Here is a 21217-nt window from a genome sequence, read left to right on the forward strand (position 1 = left end):
GTCATCGGCTCTTCGACGCCTTTGCCCGCTCCGGCCCTCCGAGCCGCGTCGCCACCCACGCCCCCACCGCCGCCACCCCCGCCATCGGCAGGAACACCGCCGCGAAGGCCGCCGGGTGCGAGCCCGTGGCCGTGGCGGTGGTCGCCGCGTGGCCCACCGCGCCGCCGCCCAGCGCGGCGAAGGCCGCGCCGCCCGCCGCGAGGAGCAGGACGTTCGACAGGCCGTCCGAGATCTGCAGCGCCGCCGAGTTCGCGCCCGCCTCCTCCGGCGCCGACAGCTTCAGGAGCAGCACGCTCGTCGAGGCGATGACCATGCCCATGCCCAGGCACCCGAACCCCCACGCCACCGCGACCACCCACACCGGCACCGAGGCGATCAGTACGCTCGGCGCGGTCGCGATCGCCGCCGCGACGAGCAGCATGCCGACGACCACCAGCCGCTCCCGGTACGGCTCCGTCCACGGCCGCGACTGGAGGTAGGAGCCGAGCGCCCAGGTCGCGCCGCCGACCGCGAGCGAGAGGCCCGCGAGCGTCGGGCTGAGGCCCCGCTGGGTGACCAGCATCAGCGGGACGAAGGATTCGGCCGCGATGAAGGACCCGGCCGCGATCCCGCGCAGCAGGACCACCGACGGCAGCCCCCGCGCCGCCCGGTACGTACCGCGCGGCAGCAGACCGTCCTTCCGCACCGCCGCCGGCACCAGCAGCGCCGCACCGGCCACCGCCGGCAGCAGGGAGAGCCAGCGCAGCTCCTGACCGGCGTACTGCAGCAGCCCCGCGCCGACCGAGATGCCCAGCGCGAGCCGGATCCGCCGCCGGTCGTACGGCGGGAGCGGCGCGGCCGGGTCGGCGGGCCCCGAGGCGGTGCGGCGGATCGCGGGCAGGGCCAGGGCGAGCGGCAGGACGACGAGGACGGGAATCCCGACGAAGACCCAGCGCCACCCGAGGTGCTCGGTGATGGTTCCGGAGGCCAGGGGGCCGACGACCGAGGGGATGACCCAGCTCGCCGCGAACGCGGCCATGATCGCGGGCCGCAGCTGCTCGGAGTAGGCCCGGCTGACGACGACGTACAGCGCGACGATGACAAGGCCGCCGCCGAGTCCCTGGACGGCCCGGCCGAGGATGAACAGCCACATCGTGCCCGCGGTGCCGGAGAGCAGCAGCCCGGCGGCGAAGGCGGAGATGCCGGCGGTGAGCGGGGCGAGTGGCCCGGCTCGGTCGGACCACTGCCCGGACAGGACCATGGCGAAGAGGCTGGTGGTGAAGTAGGCGGAGAAGGCGAAGGCGTAGAGGGGAATGCCGTTCAGCTCGCGCGCGGCGACGGGCATGGCGGTGCCGACCGCGGTCGCCTCGAAGGCGATGAGCAGGACGACGGAGACGACGCCGATACTGAGCGCCCGGTGGGCCCGGTCGAGCACGGATCCTCCGGCGGGCTCCTGGGCCGCGGCTTCGGCGGCTTCGGCGACTTCGGCGTCGGCGTCACGGGGTTCCAAGGCACTCATGCCCTTCAGAGTAAGGGGCATAGGGCCGGATGGACCCTGTCGCAGGGCGGAGAGGACTCCTCTCTTGGTCGTAGGACCATGAAGGGCGTATGGCAGTCGTGTTGCGGCCCGCCCGGAACCCTTGAGTCCCTTCCCGCGGCCTCCGTACGGTCGTACCCGTGCTCGACACGACCGTGTACCCGAGCGGTTCAGGGGCTCGACTGCAACTCGAGTGACGTCGGTTCGAATCCGACCACGGTCTCCCGCCGGCGGCGCCGGTGCCGCCCCCCTCGCACACGGGGGCGGCTCCGCCGTCCGCCCTTGAGTAGGCTCCTCCTGCCACAGTGATCGACAGGGGGGATTCGCACGTGGAACGGCCGCGCCCGAACGAGGAGTCCGCGCGGCGGATCGGCCCGTACCGGCTGATCACCCGTCTCGACCCACCGACCCCGCCTCCGGGCCGCATCCCCTGCCGCCGATTCGTCGCCCGCAGCGCAGACGGCGACCGTACGGTCCTGCTCAGCACACCCCTGCCCGGCGCGAACCCGGCGCGGTTCCTGACGGAGGCCCAGGCGGGGATGCCGGTGTTCGGCTCCTGAACGGACCTCGGCTCGCGGCGGAGCAGAAGCCGGACGTCACGCGCGGCGCAGGGCCGGTGGCGTCGTGCCGTTCTCACCTGTGCGGATCGCCGCGATGCCGTTCACGGCGACGACCGCTTCTGTGCCTGCGCCGGGCACGTCAGGGGCGGAGGTCCGCGGGCACGGACACCGGCTGAACGCATCCGAGCCGCTTCTGGGTGTCCTGCACCAGGGAGCCCAGCAGCTTGCCGAGCAACGCTTCCCTGTCCCCGCCCAGCCCTTGGTCCAGCACGGAGATCTCCAGCGGCAACCCGCTGCGCTGTGCCGGGTCGGCTCCCTCGATCCGGCACGGAAGTACGGCGGCGACTCCGCTCGCACGCTTCAGCGACTGCACGTAGACGTCGTCCGACGCCTTTCGCCACTCCTGTGCCGAGTCTTTCGCGGCCACGGAGTCCATCGCCAGAACGGACCACTTGACCTGGCCGGTCACCCACGACTGCCCGTTATTGTCGGCTGCCTCCAGCCGACACATGTCGTACCAGGCGCGCGTCAGGTCGTCGCCCTCCGCCTTCCAGCCGCGCGCCTTCTCGACCATCAGGTCCTTCATCCGGTCCAGCGGCTTGCTCTCCGCCTCGATCTCACCGCCGCCCAGCCCCTTCTGGACCGCGTCGATGTTCTCCTTGCCGAACAGCTCCTGACACGTCTTCATCGCGGCGGACGTCTCCGCCGCGGCCTCTCCGCCGGATCCACCGTCGGAACAGGCCGAGACCGACAGCCCGATCGCGGCGGCGGCAGCAATCCTCCCGGCACACCGGGCAAAGAACGCGTTGCTCACTTGACCTTCATCCCTCCGCCGGCCGCAACCATGCCGTTACGGTACGAGGTCTCGGCCTCCCGGATCAGCTCGCGCTTCTCGTCGAGGGACATGCCCACGGATTCCGCGTAGTTGAGCAGGGGGGTCATCGCACTGTTCTGTCCGGACATCTGGGTCTGGAGGATGGCATCCATGGCCTGGTCGTCGTTGTTGTACTCGTTGTCCTTGAGATACTGCAGGGTGTCGGTGGCGTAGCTGGTACTGACCGCCGCGCCCGCACTCTCCATCACAAGCGGCACGACCGTGACGGCGACGAGCCCCGCGGCCGGGCCGAGGACAACGGCGGACCCGACGCCCACGACTGCGGCGACACCGGAGCTGACACCCGTCTTACGCCACTCGGCCTGCTTCTCCAGCTCCAGGTTGCGCTTGTCCTCGTCGTCCTTGAAGTCCTGGGCGATCTGAATGGTGCGCGACTCGTCGAGGATGCCGTGGACCTTGCTCGCGTTGTGGCCGAACTCGATGGCGGCGTCCTTGTCGCCGCCCAGAGCCTTGAGACCGCTCGCCTCGAACACCTGCTGGGCGGCCGACATGGTCCGGTAGGCGTCCTCGTCCGCCGCCACCGCCGACATGAACTTGAGGCTCGCGGCTTGGCCGAAGTCCGTACGGGAGCTGCCGTCGCTGCTGCCGGGGAAGAGTTTGTCCCGGCCCAACTCGTCTCCGGTGCCCCCGAAGTTGTAGGTCGAGTAGTTCAGGTCGTCGATATAGGCCGCGCCCATGTTGCCCAGACTGTCCATCATCGCCTCGTGCCGCTTCCGCAGCTCGGAGTCGGAGCCGTAGTCGTTGATCACTTCCTTCATGATCGCGACCGAGTCGGCATCCCGCTTCAGGACCGGGCTGGGGTCGTCCCAGGCGTGCCCGGTCGTCGCCGCCTCCAGGGCGTGGCCCAAGGCGTCCGGCATGTAGTCCTTCGTCTTCACCGCGTCGTCAGGGTTGTGCCCGTCCATATCGGGGAAGAACGTGTAGTCCTTGCTCTGGAAGAAGTCCAGATAGCTGGTCTGGTTGCCGTCCTTCTCCGGGTCCAGGTCGACCGTCCCGCCGACGGTCCCGTCCTTGTTGTACGCCGTCGGCTCACCGGAGAAGAACTGCTTTGCGGCCTCCGGGCTGTGCCCGAGCGCCTCCAGCATCGGCACCATGGGGTCGTAACCCGCTCCGTTGACCCCGGACGGGTTGAACGGGTTCTTCTGCCAGCCGCCGATCGCCTTGTTGTCGGCGAACATGTACGGGTCCTTGGCGTGCAGCTGGGACACGTGCTCGGCGATGGGGACCAGGAACTTCGGGTCGTAGTTGCCGTGACGCATGATGCCGCCGAGCAACTGATAGCCGAACGGGCCGTTGTAGTCGTTCTTGGCGAGCGGGATGCGCTCGGTGCCGAGCTTGCGCATCTCGGTGGACCAGTTCTCGGTCCACTTGTCGCCGCCCTGGGTGGCCGTGGCGAGGTTGAGGCCAAGATTCTTCTGGAGCGCCTGAACATCCTTGAGGCGCTGCTCGTCAAGCTCGGCATATTCGTACGTATCCGTCGACAGCTGTCCGAAGAACTCCAGCGCCCCCTTGGGGCCGAGCCCGTTGTAGAAGGTGCGGGAGAAGTCTTTGGACGAGCTGTTGTCCTTGAGTAGCTCGTTGAGGCGCTCGAGCTCCTCGTGGGTGATGTCCCGGCCCTTCTTGGCCAAGTCGATGGCGCGCTGCGCCTCCTCGGCGTCCAGGCTGCCGTACTTGGGCGCGCTGAAGTTGTGCTTGTCGCCGGTGATGTTGGCCTTCAGGGCGTTGGAGCAGGCCACGTCGGCGTCGTCGCAGGTCTCGAGGATCGCGTCGATCCGCCGCTGCATCGCATCGATCGCGGCACGCTCCTTGCGTACCAGCTCGGGGTAGTCCGGGTCGTGCCGCGCAGCCGGATCCTTGATCGACGCCAGGGGGTTCCGCGCCTCGACCTTGCCGTCCGACGTCACGATCAGGTGCTGCGCGGGAGCATCGGTGTCGGCGATCTTCTTGAGGTCGTCCTTCGCCTTCTTGAAGGCGTTGTAGCCGTCTTCGAGAATCTTGTGGATGCCGTCGGCGGCCTTCGCCGCATCGCCGAACTCCTTCGCCGTCTTGTCCACGAACGGCTTGGTGACCTCGGCGTTCACGCCCCGCCAGTAGTCGTCCTTGGCCTTGGCGGCCATGGTCGTACGGGCATCCTCGGCGAGCTTGTCCAGCTTGCCCTTCATCTCCGACCAGTCGTCGGCCGCGGCCTTCATCTTGTCGAGAGGCGCCCGATAGACGTTGTCATAGGTCAGCACGGCTGCTCCCGCCCCTACTTCAGATAATCGTTGATCTTGGATGCGGCGAGGGCCGCCTTGATGTCGGCCTCTTCCTTGGCGTGCGAGGCGGCGCTGTAGTCGAGGTGATTGGAGATGTTGGCGCACGCGTCCAGCAGGGTGCTCAACTGCGACCTCCACGTCTCCTCCAGGGTCGCCATTGCGGACCCGGTGCGGAAGCCGTTCGTGGACAACCCTGTCGCCGCCTCCGAGGTGCTCGTACGGGCGTGATTCCCGTCCTTCAGGAGCCGGCCGTGCAGCGCGTAGGCGGCGCTACCGATGGCACCGAGTTTGTCCTGGTTGACGCCGAGATCGGCGCTGCCGCTGCCGCCTCCCGGATCGGACGGCACCTGGTTGAGCCGCATGCTCACATCGGCATGGGCGTGGGTGCGGGCGGACGCCCACTCCGCGTCGAACGACATGATCCCCCCGTGGCGGTGGTCTTCTCCGCTTCACCTCAGCAACTCGTGTCACGCGCGGAGACGGGACGAGCGTAGTGGTGTCGCGGCGGATCCGCCTCTCCCGTCACTCAAAACATCGAGTCCGCAGCACGCGACTTCACCGGGCCCCCACACCGGCTTCACTCCGATGCATATGCCAACCCGGGGAATCGTGATCGGCCCGTTCATGACGATCCCTGCAAAGGCCGGTCAGAAACGGGGGATTCCACCCTCGTCGGGGCAGGCCACCGAGAGGGCCAGCCTCCCGGACAGGTCCTGGAGGGCCCGGAGGTTCGCTTCCTGGGGTCTTCTTGCGCGGCCGGTCCTTGATTTCCGAGATCTGCTCCAGGCCCTGCGCGGCCCTGGGCAAGAGACCGCGTCCCCTGCCTGTGCCGTGTTCGTTCCCGATCAGGTACTCGGCGCCGTCTCCGCTCTCATGTCACCGCCGGCACGCCGGTCGCCAACCGGACGTCCTGGCAGCCCAAGTCGGTGGCGGCATGGCGAGCGGCAGCGTTGGCGAGAGTGATCAGTTGCACCCGGACGTCCTTCTGGGGCTTCTGACTGCCTTCCGGGCCTTGGAGCTTCGTTGCGATGACGATCTCGTGAGCGGGGGCCTTCATTCGGCACGGAAAAAATACCGATGCGAGACTGTCGGATGCATAGGCCCTTGCCCCGGAGGAGAAGTAGGTGACGGAGTCCCCGAACCGGGCATCCCTCTCGGGCACTGCCAACTCCTCTCGGAACGTGACACGGAGGGCCGTCTTCCCGTCCTCAGCCGAAAGTAGCCAGCAGTAAGGGAGGTCCTGCATCCGAGGCTTGCCACCCTTTCCGCTCTGGTCCACGAGGGCGGCCTCACGCAGGGCTTCGAGAGCCTTCTTCGGTTCCGATAGTTCGCTGGTGAAGCGGTCGGTCCCCGCGACGGCCTCGAGGGCGGCCTCGGAAGTGGCGCCCTTCGCGAATCCGCCGCAGACCTCCGACGCGTTCGTCCCCTTGTCCTCGTCAACATTTGCCGAACAAGCCGTCACCGACACGAGAACAAGCAACAGCGCGGGCACCCTGCGCCTTCTCGAAGCCGCTCTCATGTCACCTTCCCGCCCTTCTTGTCGTCGTACGGCTCGGGAAGGGAGTCGACCCTGACGTGACCCCGAGCTCAGCTCCGTCGGGACCGGACGACCGGGACGGCCACTGCGGCGCCGATAAGGACGGCCGCGCCGATGCCGAGGCCGATCCAGAGGCCGGTGTTGCCCTCCTCCTCCTGTGCCACCGGAGCCGGCGCCGGGGCGGGGGCGGCAGGCTGTTCGGAGGTCTTGGACGGGGCGGCGGAGGCCGACGCACTCGCGACGGGGGCGAGGTCCGGGATGGGGCGGACGTCGGCGGGGCCGGGGTCGCCGGGGGTCTTCAGGGCGCGGAGGGGGCGGATGGCGCCGTAGCCGAGGTGATCGTTGCGCTTCTCGTCGGCAGACGGGACCGCGATGGTGTTGAGCATGACTCTGAGGACCTGGTTGTTGGTCCAGTCGGGGTGCTTGGACCAGATGAGGGCTGCGGCGGCCGAAGCAATGGCGGTGGCCGCGCTCGTGCCGTGCGACTTACAGAGGCCCGTGTCGTTGCCACAGGCATGGACCATCTGGTCGCCGGGCGCCACGATGTCCACCTGCGGACCGTACTGAGACTCCTCGGTACGCGTGAGCTTTTTGTCGATGGCGCCGACACCTACAACACCGGGCGTTGCCCCCGGATACTCAGCCTCGTTCCCTTTGTCAGCACTGTTGCCCACCGCCGCGAACACCAATGCACCCTTGTCCAGGGCGTGCTTCACGGCGTCAGTGAGCTCCGGCGAACCAGAGTTAAAGCCCATCGAGATGTTGATGACCTTGGCACCCGAGTCAGCCGCATACCTGATCGCACCAGGCGCGATCTTGTTGAACTCGCGATCTGCGTCTGCCTGGCTTCCGGCTCCCTTTTCCCCGTCCGGTACCCGAACGGGAAGGATCTTTACCCCTGGGGCGAGGCCGAACGCACCGTCCCCGCCGCCGCTCTGGCCCGTGCCGGCGATGAGACCAGCCATGCCAGTCCCATGGCCTTGGTAATCCGTGTGCTCGTCGCCGCTCTCTGCGGGAGCGAGATCCTTCCCCTCGAGGACGCGCCCCTGGAGATCCGGATTCGACTTGTCAACACCGCTGTCGATGACCGCGACGGTGACGCCCTTGCCTGTGCTGATCTTCCAGATCTTTTCAGCACCAAGGATGTCCAGGTGCCATTGCTGGGAGCGGATCGACTCCGCATGCGCGGGAACGGATGCGATGCCCACCAGCAGCATCCCCAGAGCGGCCGAAGCGACTGCCCGACCGCGGCCCGAACGAATACTGCTGGTACGCATCTACTTCCTCTGGCTAATCAGTCGATGACAGGCGGTGCGACTCGACGACCGCCCTGCTGCCAGGTCTCCTCGTCCTCGACGAGGTAGTCCGGCCGCTCTCCATTGCTGTCCTCGCGCCGGGAACCCGCACCATGGGCGCCCGAAGCCATTCCCGCGCCACGTCCGACCGGACCCGTCCCGGCGCCCGCACCGGCGGGCGTTCCGCCCCGCACAAGCCCCGATCCTCCCGGCGTGAACGGACGGGCACTCGCCGCACCAGGCTGCTGCGGACGACCTCCGACGACGCCACCGGTCTCGACGGCGAGACGGCGACCGCCGCTGATGCCGTTCTGCCCGCCGCCCGGGCCCATCTGGCCACCGCCCATTCCGGGGCCCATGGGCGCGCGGCCCGTGCCCGTGCCGTGCTCGTTCCCGATCACAGGGCTGCGCGGGATGCCCGTTGCCGCCCGTCCCGCGTTCGGTGGCACCGGTCGGCCGCCGGAAATGCCGTCGCGGGGCATGGTGCCACCACCCAAGGGGTTGGGAGACGCAAGACCAGTCCGGCCGAGCGGGCCCAGCGGAGCACGCGAACCGGTCGGAGGCGTAACGCCACGGCCACCACTCACCGGAGGCGTGCCCACCGTGGGAGGAACCACCAACGGAGGTGTCAACCCCGTCTCAGGCCTACCAAGAGCAGGCGGCGTACTCGGAGGCGTCGTGGTCGTCGGCGGGGGCAGAGTGCCGACGTTGTCGATGCCCAGGTCTACGGGGACTTCGGGACGCACCACGAGCGTCGGCCCGGTCTTGTCATCCGACGGAGGAACGACTCCAACCTCTGTCGTTGACCGAGGGTCCTGAGAACGCGTCGTCGTGGTCCGAGAATCGGCAACCGTGTTGCTGTCATCCCCGCTTGAGCGCGTCATCCCATCCGAACCGGCACGAAGACCTGAGTCTTTCGGCACGAAGTCGCCTGGCGGCGGCGGGAACGTAGGAGCGGGGAACCGCTCCATCAGCTGGCCCGACTCCTTGTACGACGAGGAGAGGCGCTCCATCTCGCGGGCGGCGGCCTGGCGGTTGGCCTCCTCCTTCGCCGCGATGGCCTTCGCGTCCGCGCCGTCCTCCGCCATCGAGGAGCGGGCGTTCCTCGCCACCGTGGCCGAGTCCGGGTCGTTGCGGTACTTCTGTGCCGCTGCCAGGTTCTCCTTGGCGTCCGCGTGCGAGGTGTAGCGCGGGATGGCGCTCTGTGCCGCGGCGATCGCCACAGCCACGTCACGCATACGCGCCGCCGCGTTCTCGCTGTAGTCGGACAGGCTGCGCGTGCTGCTCGCCAGGCCCGCCGTCCACTCCATGAAGGCCTTCTCGGCTTCGCCCTGCCAGTTCACCCGGCCAGGGCGAACCTTCACCTGCTCGGCGATCTCGTCCATCTTCACGGCGGCGGCAGCCAGCCTGTCCGCCGCTTCCCTGACGTAGAAGCTGCTGGCCTCGTCCAGCCACTCCAGCATCTTCTGGTGCGACATGCTCTGGAAGTCGGTCATGCCGCCACACCTCCGCAGATGTCGATCTCCATCATCGTCTCTTCCCCGTGTTTCCCGCGTCCGTTACTCGGTCCGGCCGGGCGATCATCAATCGAGTGTCGTCTGGTTGCTGATCGTGGCACGCGGCTGCGGCGAGTTCTTCGCGGTCTCCGCCTCGACCTGCTTCTTCACGTCCGCAGCCCGCTGACTGATCTCGAGCATCCGGTACTTGATGTCGTCGTCCGTCTTCTCCATGCCGTTCTTCGACATGACGACCGCGATCCCCATGCCCTCCAGGCAGTCGCCCAGCACACTGGAGAGCGTCGTCAGCTGCTTGAGCACGGTGTTGTACGAATCGAAGATGCCGGACGCCTCGATCCAGGACGGCCCACCGCCGCCGAACTGGTTGCGAGTGACGGGCTCCGCGGCCAACTTCTCGGAGCTCGCGGGAGATTCGGTGAGCATGACGATCAGCTCGTCGATGCCCTTCTTGAACTCCAGCATGGACTCGGAGTCGTACGCGACGCTCCGCGCCCCCGACGCGCCGCCATCCATAGGTGCCAGCATGTGTGTCCCTCCCCCGTGAACCAAAACAGACCAAGACAAGAAAAGCCGAGCCAAGTCTAGAAGTTCACTGTACCGAGGAGGACTGACACAGCGCACCTCCCGGTTGCAAGAGCAACGCGAATCACATGGTTACGAATTGGGCACGGCCACCGCCGCCTGTGGTCTGATCGGGAGGCGGTTGACGGGGCGTCCGGTTGCCGCGCGGACCGCTGAGGCCACCGCCGCCGGGGAGGTGACCACCGGGACCGCGCTCGCCGCCTTCGCGCCGAAGGGGGCCACGACGTCGCGTTCCTCGACCAGTTTCACGATGCGAATGTCCGGGGCGTCCAGTGATGTCGGGAGTGCGTAGCCCGTCAGGTCCGGGTGGCGGACCAGGCCGCGGGCCGTGCGGAGGTTCTCCGTCAGGGCCGCGCCGACGCCCTGGGTGATGCCCGCTTCGATGCGGGTGGCCAGTTGGGCGGGGTTGAGGACGCGGCCGACGTCCTGGGCCACGGCCATCTCCACCACGCGGACCGAGCCGAGTTCGATGTCGACGTCCACCACCGCGCGGATCGCGCAGAAGGCGAGGCCGACGAAGGCGTCGCCCTGGCCCGAGTCGTCCAAGGGCTCGGTCGGGTGGGGGCGGCACTGTGCGGTCGCCCAGAGTTCCTTGCCGTCCATCGCCTCCGTGACCGTGGTCGACAGGACACCGTCGTACGAGGTGATCTTGCCGTCCGTGATCTGGAGCAGCTCGGTGGACATGCCGAACTTGTGGGCCAGGGGCTGGAGCAGCTGGGTGCGGACCATCTTGGCGGCGCGTTCGACCGCACCGCCCGACACCCACGTGTGGCGGCCGTGCGTGGCCGGCCCCGCCGGGGGCTGGTCCGTGTCGACGCCGGCGACGTGGACCTCGTCGATGCCAAGCGTCTCCTGGACGATCTGGCGGGCGAGGGTGGTGAAGCCGGAACCGGTGTCCACGGCCGAGCAGATCACGGTCGCGACCCCGTCCTGGACCTTCACCGTCGCCGTCGACACCTCGTCCGCGCCCTCGGCGCCGAGCATGTGGACCATGCCCAGGGCGTATCCGACGCCCCGCCGCACCGCACCCGGTTCGCCCGCGCCCTCCGGGCCGCCCGGCAGCAGCCAGTCGTCCTCCGGGGTGTCCAGGGGCAGGGCGGGCAGCGGGAAGTCGCGTACGGCGGAGAGGAGTTCGGCGACCGGCGCCGGGCAGGTCACCGTCTGACCGGTGGGGAGGATGTCGCCGGTGGCGAGGACGTTGCGCAGACGCAGGTCGGCCGGGTCCAGGCCCAGCTTGGCGGCCAGCTTGTCCATCTGCGCCTCGTACGCCGCGCACACCTGCATCGCGCCCTCGCCCCGCACATGGCCGGACGGAGGGTTGTTCGTACGGACCGCCCAGCCCTCGATGAAGGCGTGCGGCACGACGTACGGGCCGCAGGCGAAGGAGACCGCGGCGGCCAGCGACTCGGAGGAGGCGTCGGCGTACGCGCCCGCGTCGAGCAGGATCTGCGCCTCCACCTTCACGAGCCTGCCCTCCGCGTCCGCGTGGTGGCGGTAGCGCAGCAGGGTCGGATGGCGGTGGGCGTGCCCGAGGAAGGACTCCTCGCGGGTGGCGGTCAGTTTGACCGGGCAGCCGGTACGCAGGGCCAGCAGACCCAGCGGGATCTGGAAACCGGGGTCCTCACGGTCGCCGGTCGCGCCGGGCACGCCCGTGACGACGACCTTCACCTGGTCGGGCGCCAGGCCGAAGCAGGCCGCGGCGAGGTCCCGGTCGGTGTGCGGGTCGGTGGACGCGGTGTAGATCTCGACACCGCCGTCGGGGCGCGGTACGGCGAGTCCCGCCTCGGCGCCGATCGGCGCCGGGTCCTGGCGCCCGATGCGGTAGAGCCCCTCGACCACGACCTCTCCGGCCGCCTCGGCGTCGCCGAAGCGCAGCGGGATGTGCCGGATCAGGTTCCCGTCGGGGTGCAGGGCGGGCGCGGCGAAGGCCTTCTCCGGGTCGGTGACCGGTTCGAGGATCTCGTACTCGACGGCGATGGCGGCCGCCGCGAGCCGGGCCGTGTCCGGGTGGTCGGCGGCCACGGCCGCGATCGCCTCGCCGTGGTGGCGGACCAGCTCGGAGGCGAAGACCGGGCGGTCCGCGACGGTACGGCCGTACGTCGCCTCCCCCGGCACGTCGGCGTGCGTCACCACGGCCCGTACGCCGGGCATCTCGGCCGCCGCCGTCGTGTCGATCGAGACGATCCGGGCATGCGGGTGCGGCGAGCGCAGCAGCGCGGCCCACAGCAGACCCTCGGCCCAGAGGTCGGAGGCGTACGGGAACGTGCCCTCGGTCTTGGCCCGCGCGTCGGCCGGCGGGAGCGAAACGCCCAGGCCGTGGGGCGGCAGCTCCTGCTGGTCGCCGTCGAGCGCGGTGGCGCCCGTGGCGCCGGTGGTGGTGGCGGTGGTCGCGTCGCTGCTCACGCCATGCCTCCGTCGTGCGGGTGGGGGATCTGGTGCGGGATACGCGTTTCGCCGGCGTGCTCCGCCGCCGCGCTCGCCTCGCGCTCGGCGACGACCTCCCGTACGGCGTCGAGGACGCCCCGGTAGCCGGAGCAGCGGCAGAGGTTGCCGCAGAGCGCCTGGCGGGTCTCCAGCTCCGTGGGGGCGTGGTTGCCCTCCAGGAGGTCGTGGACGGTCATCGCCATGCCCGGGACGCAGAAGCCGCACTGGACGGCCCCGCACTTCGCCAGCGCGCGCTGCACGTCGGACGGTTCGCCGTCGGACGCGAGGCCCTCGACCGTACGTACCTCGCTGCCGGCGGCCGTCGCCGCGGGCACCAGGCAGGATGCGACGAGCCGGCCGTCGACCTGGACGTTGCACGCACCGCACTCGCCCTGCGAGCAGCCGTCCTTGGCGCCCGCCAGGCCGAGCCGCTCGCGCAGCACGTAGAGCAGGGACTCGCCGATCCAGGAGTCGGTGACGGGGCGGTCGGCGCCGTTCACCCGCAGGACGTACGAGGTGTGCGGGTGCTCGTCGCTGTCCGCGCTGCTGCCCGTGGAGACGGCGGGGGTCTGTGCCTCCTCCGCCGCCCCCTCCGGTGCGGACTCCGCCTGAAACGCCGGTTCCGGTACGGGCTCCGCCTGAAACGCCGGTTCCGGTGCGGACTCCGCCTGGAACTCCGGCTCCGGTACGGGCTCCGGCCCAAGCTCCGGCTCCGGCTCCGGTGCGGGCTCCGCCTCGAACTCCGGCTCCCGTGCCTCCTCGGGCGGCTCCGGCACGGAAACGGCCTCCGCCCATGGCGCCGGCGCGCCGCCGGGCAGGGTCGCCGGAGCGCTGTTCGCGTACTGCGTCAGCATCGAGGCCGTGTACTCGCCCGAGTCGTCCGAACTGTCCGGTGCGACCGGGATCCTCCACTGACCCGTCAGCCCCGCGTCCACCCCGGGAACCTCGTGCGTCCCCGGAACCTCGTGCGCCCCAAGCCCCTCGTGCGCCCCAGGCCCCTCGTGACCCTCGTGCGCCTCCGTGAAGCTCCACTGCCCCGTCGCGTGCGGGTCCGGCTCCGCCGCGTCCGCGTGCTGCGGCACCACCCACTGGTCCGTCGCCGCCGGGTCGGTCGCCGCCGACGGCGTCAGGGGCGTCAGGGGCGTGATCATCGGCGGTACGTAACCGTGTCCCGGCGCCTCCAGCGGGACGCCGTCGAGCATGAACTCGGGCGGCAGCTGGACGAAGGCGGTGGCATCGCCGTCGTACCCCTCGCTCTGCGGGATCGGCTCCCAGCCACCTGTCAGGTCATCGTGCTCGTTGCTCACGACAGCGCCCTCCCCAGTGCTCGTCGGGCCAGCGCGGCGACGGTGCGCCGCAGGTGCAGTACGGCCGGCGGCAGCTGCTCGTCACCCTGCGGGTCAGGGATGCAGGCGGCGGCCACGTACTCGCCGAACGCCGTCAACGCCTCCGGCGCGAGACCCCGCTCGCCGTCCCAGTCCACCAGCGAGGCGATCCAGTGCTCCGCCTCCAGCGGCCGCAGTGGCATCGGCGCGATGGCGCCCACCGCGCAGCGCACGCCGCGCCTGGCCGGGTCCAGGACGACGGCGACGGACGCGGTGGCGCGGGCCGGGCCGGTACGGCCGGTGGCCTTGAGGAAGACCTGGGGGGCGTGCAGCAGGGGCACGCGGACGAAGGCGACCAGCTCGCCCGGGGCCAGCAGGTCGCGGCCCGCCAGCAGATGGGAGACGGGGATCTCGCGCGTGCCGAGCGGCCCCATGACGACGAGGTCGGCCTCGAGGGCCGCCAGGACGGGCAGCGAGTCGCCCGTGGGCGCGGCGGTGACGACGTTGCCGCCCAGGGTGCCGGCGTTGCGGATCTGGGGCGGCCCCGCGGCCCGCGCGGCCGCGGCGAGGGCGGGGATGAGGGCGGCGAAGTCGGGGCGGCCCATGCGGGAGTGGGTGAGACCGGCGCCGAGCAGCGCGTGACCGTCCTGGTACTGCCAGCCGCGGATCTCGTTGATCCGGCCGAGACCGACGAGCCCGGCCGGCCGGAGCTGGCCCTTGTTGACGGCGGCCATCAGGTCGGTGCCGCCCGCGACGGGCACGGCGGCCGGCATGGCGGTGAGCGCCGCCACGGCCTCGTCGAGCGAGGCGGGCAGCGTCACGGACTGCGCCGTCTGTGGTGCGTGCGTGGTCAACCCGCTGCCCCTTCCCGGTGTCCCCGGCGGTCCCCGACTCGTCCGCGGCTGTGACGCCTGTGTGGCCGTACCGTACGTGCTCACAGCCTGGACGTGGCAACTCTGGCACATCTTCGGGGCCGTCCGGCGCGAGGGTCCACGAAGGAAGCTTCCGTCCAGGACGTCCCACGAGAGACGGTAACTTCCCATTTGCCGCACTTGGGTGACGTCGGGGAGCGAGGTGGCTCACACGTTCGGGGGCGCTCCCTCGAGGGGTCGGCCGAGCACTCCGGGACGGCGCTGCCAGGGCGCCGGGCCGGCCGGCGGGCGGTAGGCGACGCCGAGGGCGTCGAGGCGCCGGTAGTGGGAGGTCATCCGCCGCTCGAAATCCGCGAAGTCCCGTTCGAGGGGTACGGGGAGGGCCGACCAGACGACCTCGGCGAAGGCGGCGAGGCGGGGGAAGACCTGGTAGTCGACGCGGTCCCGGTTCTCCATCACCTCGGTCCAGACGTTGGCCTGGGCGCCGATGACACGGGCGGCCGCGTCGGGCGACAGGGACGGCGGTACGGGCTCGAAGCGGTAGACGTCCTCCAGGGTCCGTACGAATCCGATGGGCATCGGCTCGTCCTCGCCCGGCGCCTGACGGTGGTCCAGATACACGTGCTGCTCGGGACACATGACGACGTCGTGGCCGGCCTCGGCGGCCGTGATCCCGCCCGCGTAGCCGCGCCAGGAGGAGACGGTCGCGCCCGGCGCCAGACCGCCCTCCAGGATCTCGTCCCAGCCGATCAGGCGCCGGCCCCGGTCGGCGAGCCAGCCGTCGAAGTGGCGGACGAACCAGGCCTGCAGGGCGTCCTCGTCGGCGAGCCCGAGCTCCTCGATGCGGGTCTGGGCGGTGGCCGACCGCTTCCACTGGTCCTTGGGGCACTCGTCGCCGCCCACATGGATGAACGTCGAAGGGAAGAGGTCGAGGACCTCCTCGAAGACGCCCTCGTAGAACCGCAGGACGTCGTCGGTGGGAGCGAGTACGTTCGGGTTGACGCCCCAGGTGTCCCAGACGGTGAGCGCGGCCGTGTCGACGACGTCGCTGTTGCCCAGTTCGGGGTAGGCGGCGATGGCGGCCTGCGAGTGGCCGGGGATGTCGATCTCGGGGACGACGGTGATGTGCCGTTCGGAGGCGTGGGCGACGATCTCGCGGATGTCGTCCTGGGTGTAGAACCCGCCGTGCGGTGTCTCGTTCCACAGCGGCGACGCCCGGTGCCCCCACTTGGTCCGCGCCCGCCAGGCGCCGACCTCGGTGAGCTTGGGGTGACGCTTGATCTCGATGCGCCAGCCCTGGTCGTCGGTGAGGTGGAGGTGGAGGACGTTGAGCTTGTGGGCGGCGAGCAGGTCGACGTAGCGCAGGACGTCGTCCTTGGGCAGGAAGTGCCGCGCGACGTCGAGCATGAGCCCGCGCCAGCGGAAGCGGGGCGCGTCCTCGACGGCGATCGGGGGAAGGTCACGGGCGCCGCGCCGGACGGGCGCCTTCCGGTACGCGTCGGGCCCCAGCAGCTGTCGGAGCGTCTGGGCGCCCCAGAAGACCCCGGCGGGGCCGCCGCCCTCGATGAGGACGGCGGCGTCCGCGACGGTGCCGTCGGTGGACAGCCGGTAGCCCTCCGGGCCGTGCTCGCGCTCCACGTCGGCACTGATCCGCAGCGTGATCCCGTACGGATCGGGGCCCCGGCCGTCCGGGAACGGCAGGCCGGTCGCGGCACCGAGCGCCGTCCGCAACCAGCGCGCGGTGCCCTCCGTGCCGGGCCCGGCGTCGAGTGTGGTCCGCTCGTCGAGCGAGCGGACGCCGGGAGCGCCGCCCCGGCGCTCCGTCACCAGCGGCGCGGGAATCAGGTGGCTCTCGGGCATCGCGTCAGTCCTTCACCGCTCCGCCGAGTCCGGAGACCAGACGGCGCTGTACGAGTACGAAGAAGACGAGCACCGGGACCGTCATGACGGTCGACCCCGCCATGATCCCTCCCCAGTCGTTCTCGTCCGGCTTGAAGAAGACCAGTAGCGCCATCGGGAGGGTCGACTGCGAGGTGTCGCTGATGAGGAAGGACTTCGCGAAGAGGAAGTCGTTCCAGGTCGAGATGAACGAGAAGACGCTCGTCGCCACGAGTCCGGGGAAGACCAGCGGGAAGAGGATCTGCCACAGGAACCGGGTCCGGCTCGCGCCGTCGATCTGCGCCTGTTCCTCCAGCGCCTCGGGTACCGCCTTGACGAACCCGCGCAGCATCCAGATCGCGAACGGCAGCGAGAAGGCGATGTGCGGCAGGATCAGCGAGCCCAGCGTGTTGAGCTGGCCGAAGTCCCGCATCAGGAAGAAGAGCGGAATGGTCAGCGCCTCGATCGGCACCATCTGGGCGACCAGGAACATGATCAGCAGGGTCGTCCGGAACCGGAAGCGGAACCGGGTGACGGCCGTCGCCGCCAGGAAGGCGATGAGGACGGAGGCGAGGACCACCGTCCCCGCCACGGTCAGTGAGTTGAGGAAGTAGCGGCCGAACTCCTGCTGCTCGAAGACGCGCCGGAAGGAGTCGAGGGACGGGGACAGCGTCCACGGCCGGGGCTCGGTCGACTGGATCTCACCGGCCGGCTTGAAGGCGGAGAGGACCATCCAGTACAGCGGGAAGGCGACGAGGGCCGCGACGAGGAGGGCGGCCGCCTCCGCCGCGAGGCGGCCGGGGCGGCGGACACGGAACGCGCTCACAGTTCTTCTCCCTGGCGGCGCAGCAGACGGAGGTACACCAGGGTGACCGCCAGCAGGATCAGCAGCATGACGACGCCGATCGCCGAACCCAGGCTGTACTGGGACGAGGCGAACGCCTTCTGGTAGGCGTACACGTTGAGGACGAGGTTCTGGCCGGCGATGCCGCCGCCGCCCGTCATGACGTAGATCTGGGTGAAGACCTTGAAGTCCCAGATGATCGACTGGATCGTGACGACGACCAGGATGGGCCGGAGCATCGGCGCCGTGACCGAGCGCCAGATCCGCCACTGGGAGGCGCCGTCGAGGGCGGCGGCCTCCAGGACCTCGCCGGGGATGGCCTTGATGCCCGCGTAGACGGTGACCATCACGAACGGGAACGAGCACCAGACGACCTCGAAGAGGACCAGGGCGAAGGCGCTGTAGCGCCCGTACGTCCAGGAGAAGTCGCCGAGGCCGAGGACCCGGTTGACGGGCCCGAAGTCGGGGTCGAAGAGGAAGACCCAGACGGTGGAGCCGGTGACGGCGGGGGTGGCCCAGGCGCCGAGGGCGGCCAGCATCAGGGCGAGCCGGGGGACGGCCCGTACGCGGGTGAGGAGGACCGCGAGCGCGCAGCCCGCGGCGAGCGTGGTGACGACGCAGGCCGCGGCGAACAGGACGGTGGCGAGGAGGACCTGCCAGAACTGGGGGTCGGAGAAGAGGGCGGTGTAGTTGCCGAAGCCCTGGAAGGAGGTCGGCTCGCCGCCGCTGACCTGGGCCTGGGTGTACTCCAGGAAGGAGATGAGCCCGAGCTGGTAGATGGGGTAGATCAGGAGCCCGCCGAGGACGACGAGCGCGGGCAGGAGGTAGAGCCAGGGTGTCCAGCCGGAGCGGTTCCGGGACCCGGCCCCGGAACCGCTCCGGCTGGACCCGGTCCCGGGCCCGGTCTTCAGCCCGGTCCCGGACGTGAACCGCTGCGGATCCGTGCTCCGACGGGGCCCGGGAGCCCGGGGCGCGGAGGCGCCGGCCTCGGCCCCGGTCCCGGCCGCCGTGCCTGCCTTCGTACCGTTCGGCTTCGTACCATCGGGCTTCGTACCGTTCGGCATGGTCATCGGCCCGCGGTCGCGAAGGCCTCGTCCATCTTCTTCGCGGCGTCGTCCGAGGCGGTCCTGACGTCCTTGCGGCCGCTCACGACCTCCTGGAACATCGTCGGAAGCACCAGCGAGGCATCGATCTGGCCCCAGCCCGGCGACGCGGGGACGAACTTGGCGCCGGCGGCGAGGGAGTCGATGAAGGGCTTCACGAACGGCTCCTTCCGCGCCGCCCGCGCCCGGACGTCGGTGTAGGTGGGCAGAAAGCCCATCGCATCGAAGAGCTTGCCCTGGGTCTCCTTGCCGGCGAGGGACTTCATCAGGTCGACGGCGAGCGTGCGGTGCGAACTGCTCTTCAGCACCCCGAGGTTGTTGCCGCCCGCGAAGGCGGGGGCGATGGAGCCCGCCGTGACACCCGGCAGCGGTACGACCGCGTACTTGCCCTTCACCGTGCCCGCTTCGACGGCCGCGTGGCTGAAGTCGCCGCCGATCGCCATCGCGGCCTTGCCGGAGGCGAAGGCGGTGACGGTCGCGTTGCCGCCCATCTGGGCGCACTTGGCGGCCGGGCAGTTGTCGTCGCCGAAGAGCGAGGTGTAGGAGGAGATGCCCTTGCGTGCGGCCTCGCTGTTGACGGCCGACTTGTACGACGAGCCGTTCACGGTGGCGAGTTCGCCTCCGTTGGCCCAGATGAAGGGCATCGCGCCGTAGGTGTACGCGCCGCCGACGGCGATTCCGTACAGCTCGGGCCTGGCCTTGCGGATCTTCTTCGCGGTGGAGATCAGTTCCGCCTGGGACTTGGGGGCGGTGAGGCCGAGCTCCTTGAAGACATCGGTGCGGTAGTACAGCGCGCGGACGCCGACGAAGAGCGGCGCGCCGTAGACCCTGCCGTCCACCGTGACGGAGGACTTGGCGGTGGGGTCGGTGTCCTTGGCGTCGGCCCAGGCTCCGAACTCGGCGCTGATGTCGGCGAGTCCGCCGTCCTTCACATAGCCGGCGGTGTCGGTGTTGCCGTACTCGATGAGGTCCGGGGCGGACTCCGGGTCGTTGAAGGCGGCCTTGATGCGCTGGGCACGGGTGTCGACGGGGATGTACTCGACCTCCACCTTCGCGCCTTCGTGCCGCTGCTCGAAGGCCGCGACGGCCGCGTCGACGACCCGCTCCTTGGGCTTGTTGTTGACCTCCTGGAAGAGCCAGACGCGCAGGGTGCCGGTCTTCTCGTCGGTGGCGGCCTTGCCGTCGGAGGTCTGCGGGGCGCAGGCGGTGGCGGTGAGGCCCGCCAGCACGAGGGCGGCGACCGGGGCGGCGATGCGGGCAGAAAGCTTCATTCGGGGGCTCCCACCAATCAACGTTGCAGCATACGCAACGGGCGTTTCGTGCTGCACAACACGCGAGAGGTTAGGGCCGGACCAACGCCCGGACAAGTGGTCTCAACCACTCTGTGACCGGCGGAAGCACTCCGTGCAACGCCGCGACGGGGCCGCCACGCGGGACGGCCCCCGGCATGCGTACCGAAGTACGCACACCGGGGGCCGTCCCCGACGTGAGAGCCTTGTTACTTGTCGCCCTTGCCGCCCTTGTCCTTGTCCCCGCCGGGGCCCATGGACTCGTAGATCTCCTTGCACATCGGACAGACGGGGTACTTCTTGGGGTCGCGCCCCGGTACCCAGACCTTGCCGCACAGTGCCACCACGGGAGTGCCGTCGAGGGCGCTCGCCATGATCTTGTCCTTCTGGACATAGTGGGCGTAGCGCTCGTGGTCGCCGTCACCGTGGGACACCTGCGGCGTCGGCTCGACGAGGGTTCCCGTACCTGCCCCGCGCTCGGGCTCGAGAGTGCTCATGGGGCCAAGAGTACTGAAAACCGGACGGCTCAGTTGAGGGAGGGATCGTCCGGGTACGTCGCCACCATCGCCAGGTCGCCCCGCTGGCGCCGCAGGACCTCTCGCCAGAGGCTCTCGGGGCGCGGGGAGGAGACGTCACCCGGTTCGGACTCGACGACGTACCACGCGCCCTCGCCGAGCTCCACCTCCAGCTGGCCCGGTCCCCAGCCGGCGTACCCGGCGAAGATCCGCAGGGAGCCCAGCGCGGGGCCGAGCAGCTCGGGCGGGGTCTCCAGGTCGACCAGACCGATCGCACCGTGCACCCGGCGCCAGCCGAGCGGGCCCTCGTCGCCCGGGATCACCGCCAGGCCGAGCGCCGCGTCGAGCGAGACGGGGCCGCCCTGGAACACGACGCCCGGTTCCCCGGCCAGATCGGCCCAGGCTTCGAGGATGTCACCGACCGTCACGGGGGTCGGCCGGTTCAGGACCACGCCGAGGGAGCCCTCGTCGTCGTGGTCGAGGAGGAGCACCACCGCGCGGTCGAAGTTCGGGTCCGCCAGGGCGGGGGTGGCGACGAGCAGCCGTCCTGTGAGCGAGGACACCTCGGTCATGCGACACATGATCCCGCATCTTCGGCGTTCGCGGGGGCACAAGGGACCGATGGACGCCGACGCAGTTCAGGACGGACGTCCCCGACACTCGCGCACACAAACGGACGGTGACGCTCCGCAAGATCAGGTGAACAGAGGGTGTTGTGCCGAATTCATTACATCTGCCGGGGGCCCTCGGACTGCGGTCAAGGGCGCTCTCCCCCCTTACCCTTTTCCCTGGCCCCCTGCCCGACGACTC

Annotated in this window: 18 protein-coding genes and 1 tRNA gene; 2 read left to right on the top strand and 17 right to left on the bottom strand. The window is 70.1% G+C overall.

What is annotated here, in order from left to right; translation table 11 throughout:
* Position 1 precedes the first annotated feature (1 nt).
* Positions 2 to 1498 (bottom strand): MFS transporter, encoded by a 1497-nt coding sequence (locus ABZY12_RS14065; protein ID WP_356889795.1) that lies wholly within the window; start codon positions 1496 to 1498, stop codon positions 2 to 4.
* A gap of 169 nt (positions 1499 to 1667) precedes the next feature.
* On the opposite strand from ABZY12_RS14065, the gene ABZY12_RS14070 reads away from it, so the two are divergent.
* Together ABZY12_RS14070 and ABZY12_RS14075 are read left to right on the top strand one after the other, a co-directional pair.
* Positions 1668 to 1739 (top strand) — tRNA-Cys (locus ABZY12_RS14070).
* Between the two features lie 106 nt (positions 1740 to 1845).
* The gene (locus ABZY12_RS14075; protein ID WP_356889797.1) at positions 1846 to 2076 is read left to right on the top strand and encodes a hypothetical protein; all 231 of its coding nucleotides are present in this window, start codon (positions 1846 to 1848) and stop codon (positions 2074 to 2076) included.
* Positions 2077 to 2215: 139 nt separating this feature from the next.
* On the opposite strand, the gene ABZY12_RS14080 is transcribed toward ABZY12_RS14075, so the two are convergent.
* From ABZY12_RS14080 to ABZY12_RS14155, 16 genes are all read right to left on the bottom strand, one after another.
* Positions 2216 to 2764, bottom strand: coding sequence for a hypothetical protein (locus tag ABZY12_RS14080; protein ID WP_356889799.1), 549 nt, complete (start codon positions 2762 to 2764; stop codon positions 2216 to 2218).
* A 122-nt stretch (positions 2765 to 2886) separates the two neighbouring features.
* Positions 2887 to 5205 (bottom strand): DUF6571 family protein, encoded by a 2319-nt coding sequence (locus ABZY12_RS14085; protein WP_356889801.1) that lies wholly within the window; start codon positions 5203 to 5205, stop codon positions 2887 to 2889.
* Between the two features lie 14 nt (positions 5206 to 5219).
* Positions 5220 to 5645, bottom strand: coding sequence for a hypothetical protein (locus ABZY12_RS14090; RefSeq protein WP_356889803.1), 426 nt, complete (start codon positions 5643 to 5645; stop codon positions 5220 to 5222).
* A gap of 452 nt (positions 5646 to 6097) precedes the next feature.
* Positions 6098 to 6718 carry a hypothetical protein gene (locus tag ABZY12_RS14095; protein WP_356889805.1) on the bottom strand — a complete coding sequence of 207 codons (621 nt, stop codon included), beginning with the start codon at positions 6716 to 6718 and terminating at the stop codon, positions 6098 to 6100.
* A gap of 95 nt (positions 6719 to 6813) precedes the next feature.
* Positions 6814 to 8040: a type VII secretion-associated serine protease mycosin gene (gene mycP, locus ABZY12_RS14100; RefSeq protein WP_356889807.1), complete on the bottom strand. Its 1227-nt coding sequence runs from the start codon at positions 8038 to 8040 to the stop codon at positions 6814 to 6816.
* A gap of 17 nt (positions 8041 to 8057) precedes the next feature.
* Positions 8058 to 9554, bottom strand: coding sequence for a hypothetical protein (locus ABZY12_RS14105; protein WP_356889809.1), 1497 nt, complete (start codon positions 9552 to 9554; stop codon positions 8058 to 8060).
* A gap of 87 nt (positions 9555 to 9641) precedes the next feature.
* Positions 9642 to 10100 (bottom strand): hypothetical protein, encoded by a 459-nt coding sequence (locus ABZY12_RS14110; protein WP_356889811.1) that lies wholly within the window; start codon positions 10098 to 10100, stop codon positions 9642 to 9644.
* Positions 10101 to 10229: 129 nt separating this feature from the next.
* Positions 10230 to 12560 carry a molybdopterin cofactor-binding domain-containing protein gene (locus ABZY12_RS14115; RefSeq protein WP_356889813.1) on the bottom strand — a complete coding sequence of 777 codons (2331 nt, stop codon included), beginning with the start codon at positions 12558 to 12560 and terminating at the stop codon, positions 10230 to 10232.
* Complete coding sequence (locus ABZY12_RS14120) at positions 12557 to 13888, bottom strand: 2Fe-2S iron-sulfur cluster-binding protein (protein ID WP_356889815.1); 1332 nt, start codon at positions 13886 to 13888, stop codon at positions 12557 to 12559. The genes ABZY12_RS14115 and ABZY12_RS14120 overlap by 4 nt, the downstream gene beginning before the upstream one ends.
* The gene (locus ABZY12_RS14125; protein WP_356889817.1) at positions 13885 to 14760 is read right to left on the bottom strand and encodes an FAD binding domain-containing protein; all 876 of its coding nucleotides are present in this window, start codon (positions 14758 to 14760) and stop codon (positions 13885 to 13887) included. The genes ABZY12_RS14120 and ABZY12_RS14125 overlap by 4 nt, the downstream gene beginning before the upstream one ends.
* 225 nt (positions 14761 to 14985) lie before the next feature.
* Entirely contained in the window at positions 14986 to 16638 is a 1653-nt protein-coding gene (locus tag ABZY12_RS14130) for a beta-N-acetylhexosaminidase (RefSeq protein WP_356889819.1), read from the bottom strand.
* A gap of 4 nt (positions 16639 to 16642) precedes the next feature.
* Complete coding sequence (locus ABZY12_RS14135) at positions 16643 to 17482, bottom strand: carbohydrate ABC transporter permease (RefSeq protein WP_356889821.1); 840 nt, start codon at positions 17480 to 17482, stop codon at positions 16643 to 16645.
* Positions 17479 to 18570 (bottom strand): sugar ABC transporter permease, encoded by a 1092-nt coding sequence (locus tag ABZY12_RS14140; protein ID WP_356889823.1) that lies wholly within the window; start codon positions 18568 to 18570, stop codon positions 17479 to 17481. Before ABZY12_RS14140 ends, ABZY12_RS14135 begins: the two co-directional genes overlap by 4 nt.
* On the bottom strand, positions 18567 to 19874 hold the full coding sequence (locus ABZY12_RS14145) for an extracellular solute-binding protein (RefSeq protein ID WP_356889825.1): 1308 nt from the start codon (positions 19872 to 19874) through the stop codon (positions 18567 to 18569). The genes ABZY12_RS14140 and ABZY12_RS14145 overlap by 4 nt, the downstream gene beginning before the upstream one ends.
* A 227-nt stretch (positions 19875 to 20101) precedes the next feature.
* Positions 20102 to 20389: a DUF3039 domain-containing protein gene (locus ABZY12_RS14150; RefSeq protein WP_356889827.1), complete on the bottom strand. Its 288-nt coding sequence runs from the start codon at positions 20387 to 20389 to the stop codon at positions 20102 to 20104.
* Positions 20390 to 20418: 29 nt separating this feature from the next.
* The gene (locus ABZY12_RS14155) at positions 20419 to 20979 is read right to left on the bottom strand and encodes a YqgE/AlgH family protein (RefSeq protein WP_356889829.1); all 561 of its coding nucleotides are present in this window, start codon (positions 20977 to 20979) and stop codon (positions 20419 to 20421) included.
* Positions 20980 to 21217 lie beyond the last annotated feature (238 nt).

Origin of the sequence: Streptomyces sp. NPDC006551 (genome assembly GCF_040611675.1) — a bacterium.
Classification (GTDB): Bacteria; Actinomycetota; Actinomycetes; order Streptomycetales; family Streptomycetaceae; genus Streptomyces.

Excerpts from the sequence above, each read along its gene's own strand:
- ABZY12_RS14155 (WP_356889829.1), bottom strand. The coding sequence starts at position 20,979 with ATGACCGAGGTGTCCTCGCTCACAGGACGGCTGCTCGTCGCCACCCCC.
- ABZY12_RS14145 (WP_356889825.1), bottom strand. The coding sequence starts at position 19,874 with ATGAAGCTTTCTGCCCGCATCGCCGCCCCGGTCGCCGCCCTCGTGCTG.
- ABZY12_RS14150 (WP_356889827.1), bottom strand. The coding sequence starts at position 20,389 with ATGAGCACTCTCGAGCCCGAGCGCGGGGCAGGTACGGGAACCCTCGTC.
- ABZY12_RS14130 (WP_356889819.1), bottom strand. The coding sequence starts at position 16,638 with ATGCCCGAGAGCCACCTGATTCCCGCGCCGCTGGTGACGGAGCGCCGG.
- ABZY12_RS14065 (WP_356889795.1), bottom strand. The coding sequence starts at position 1,498 with ATGAGTGCCTTGGAACCCCGTGACGCCGACGCCGAAGTCGCCGAAGCC.
- ABZY12_RS14110 (WP_356889811.1), bottom strand. The coding sequence starts at position 10,100 with ATGCTGGCACCTATGGATGGCGGCGCGTCGGGGGCGCGGAGCGTCGCG.
- ABZY12_RS14140 (WP_356889823.1), bottom strand. The coding sequence starts at position 18,570 with ATGACCATGCCGAACGGTACGAAGCCCGATGGTACGAAGCCGAACGGT.
- ABZY12_RS14105 (WP_356889809.1), bottom strand. The coding sequence starts at position 9,554 with ATGACCGACTTCCAGAGCATGTCGCACCAGAAGATGCTGGAGTGGCTG.
- ABZY12_RS14080 (WP_356889799.1), bottom strand. The coding sequence starts at position 2,764 with ATGAAGACGTGTCAGGAGCTGTTCGGCAAGGAGAACATCGACGCGGTC.
- mycP (WP_356889807.1), bottom strand. The coding sequence starts at position 8,040 with ATGCGTACCAGCAGTATTCGTTCGGGCCGCGGTCGGGCAGTCGCTTCG.
- ABZY12_RS14090 (WP_356889803.1), bottom strand. The coding sequence starts at position 5,645 with ATGTCGTTCGACGCGGAGTGGGCGTCCGCCCGCACCCACGCCCATGCC.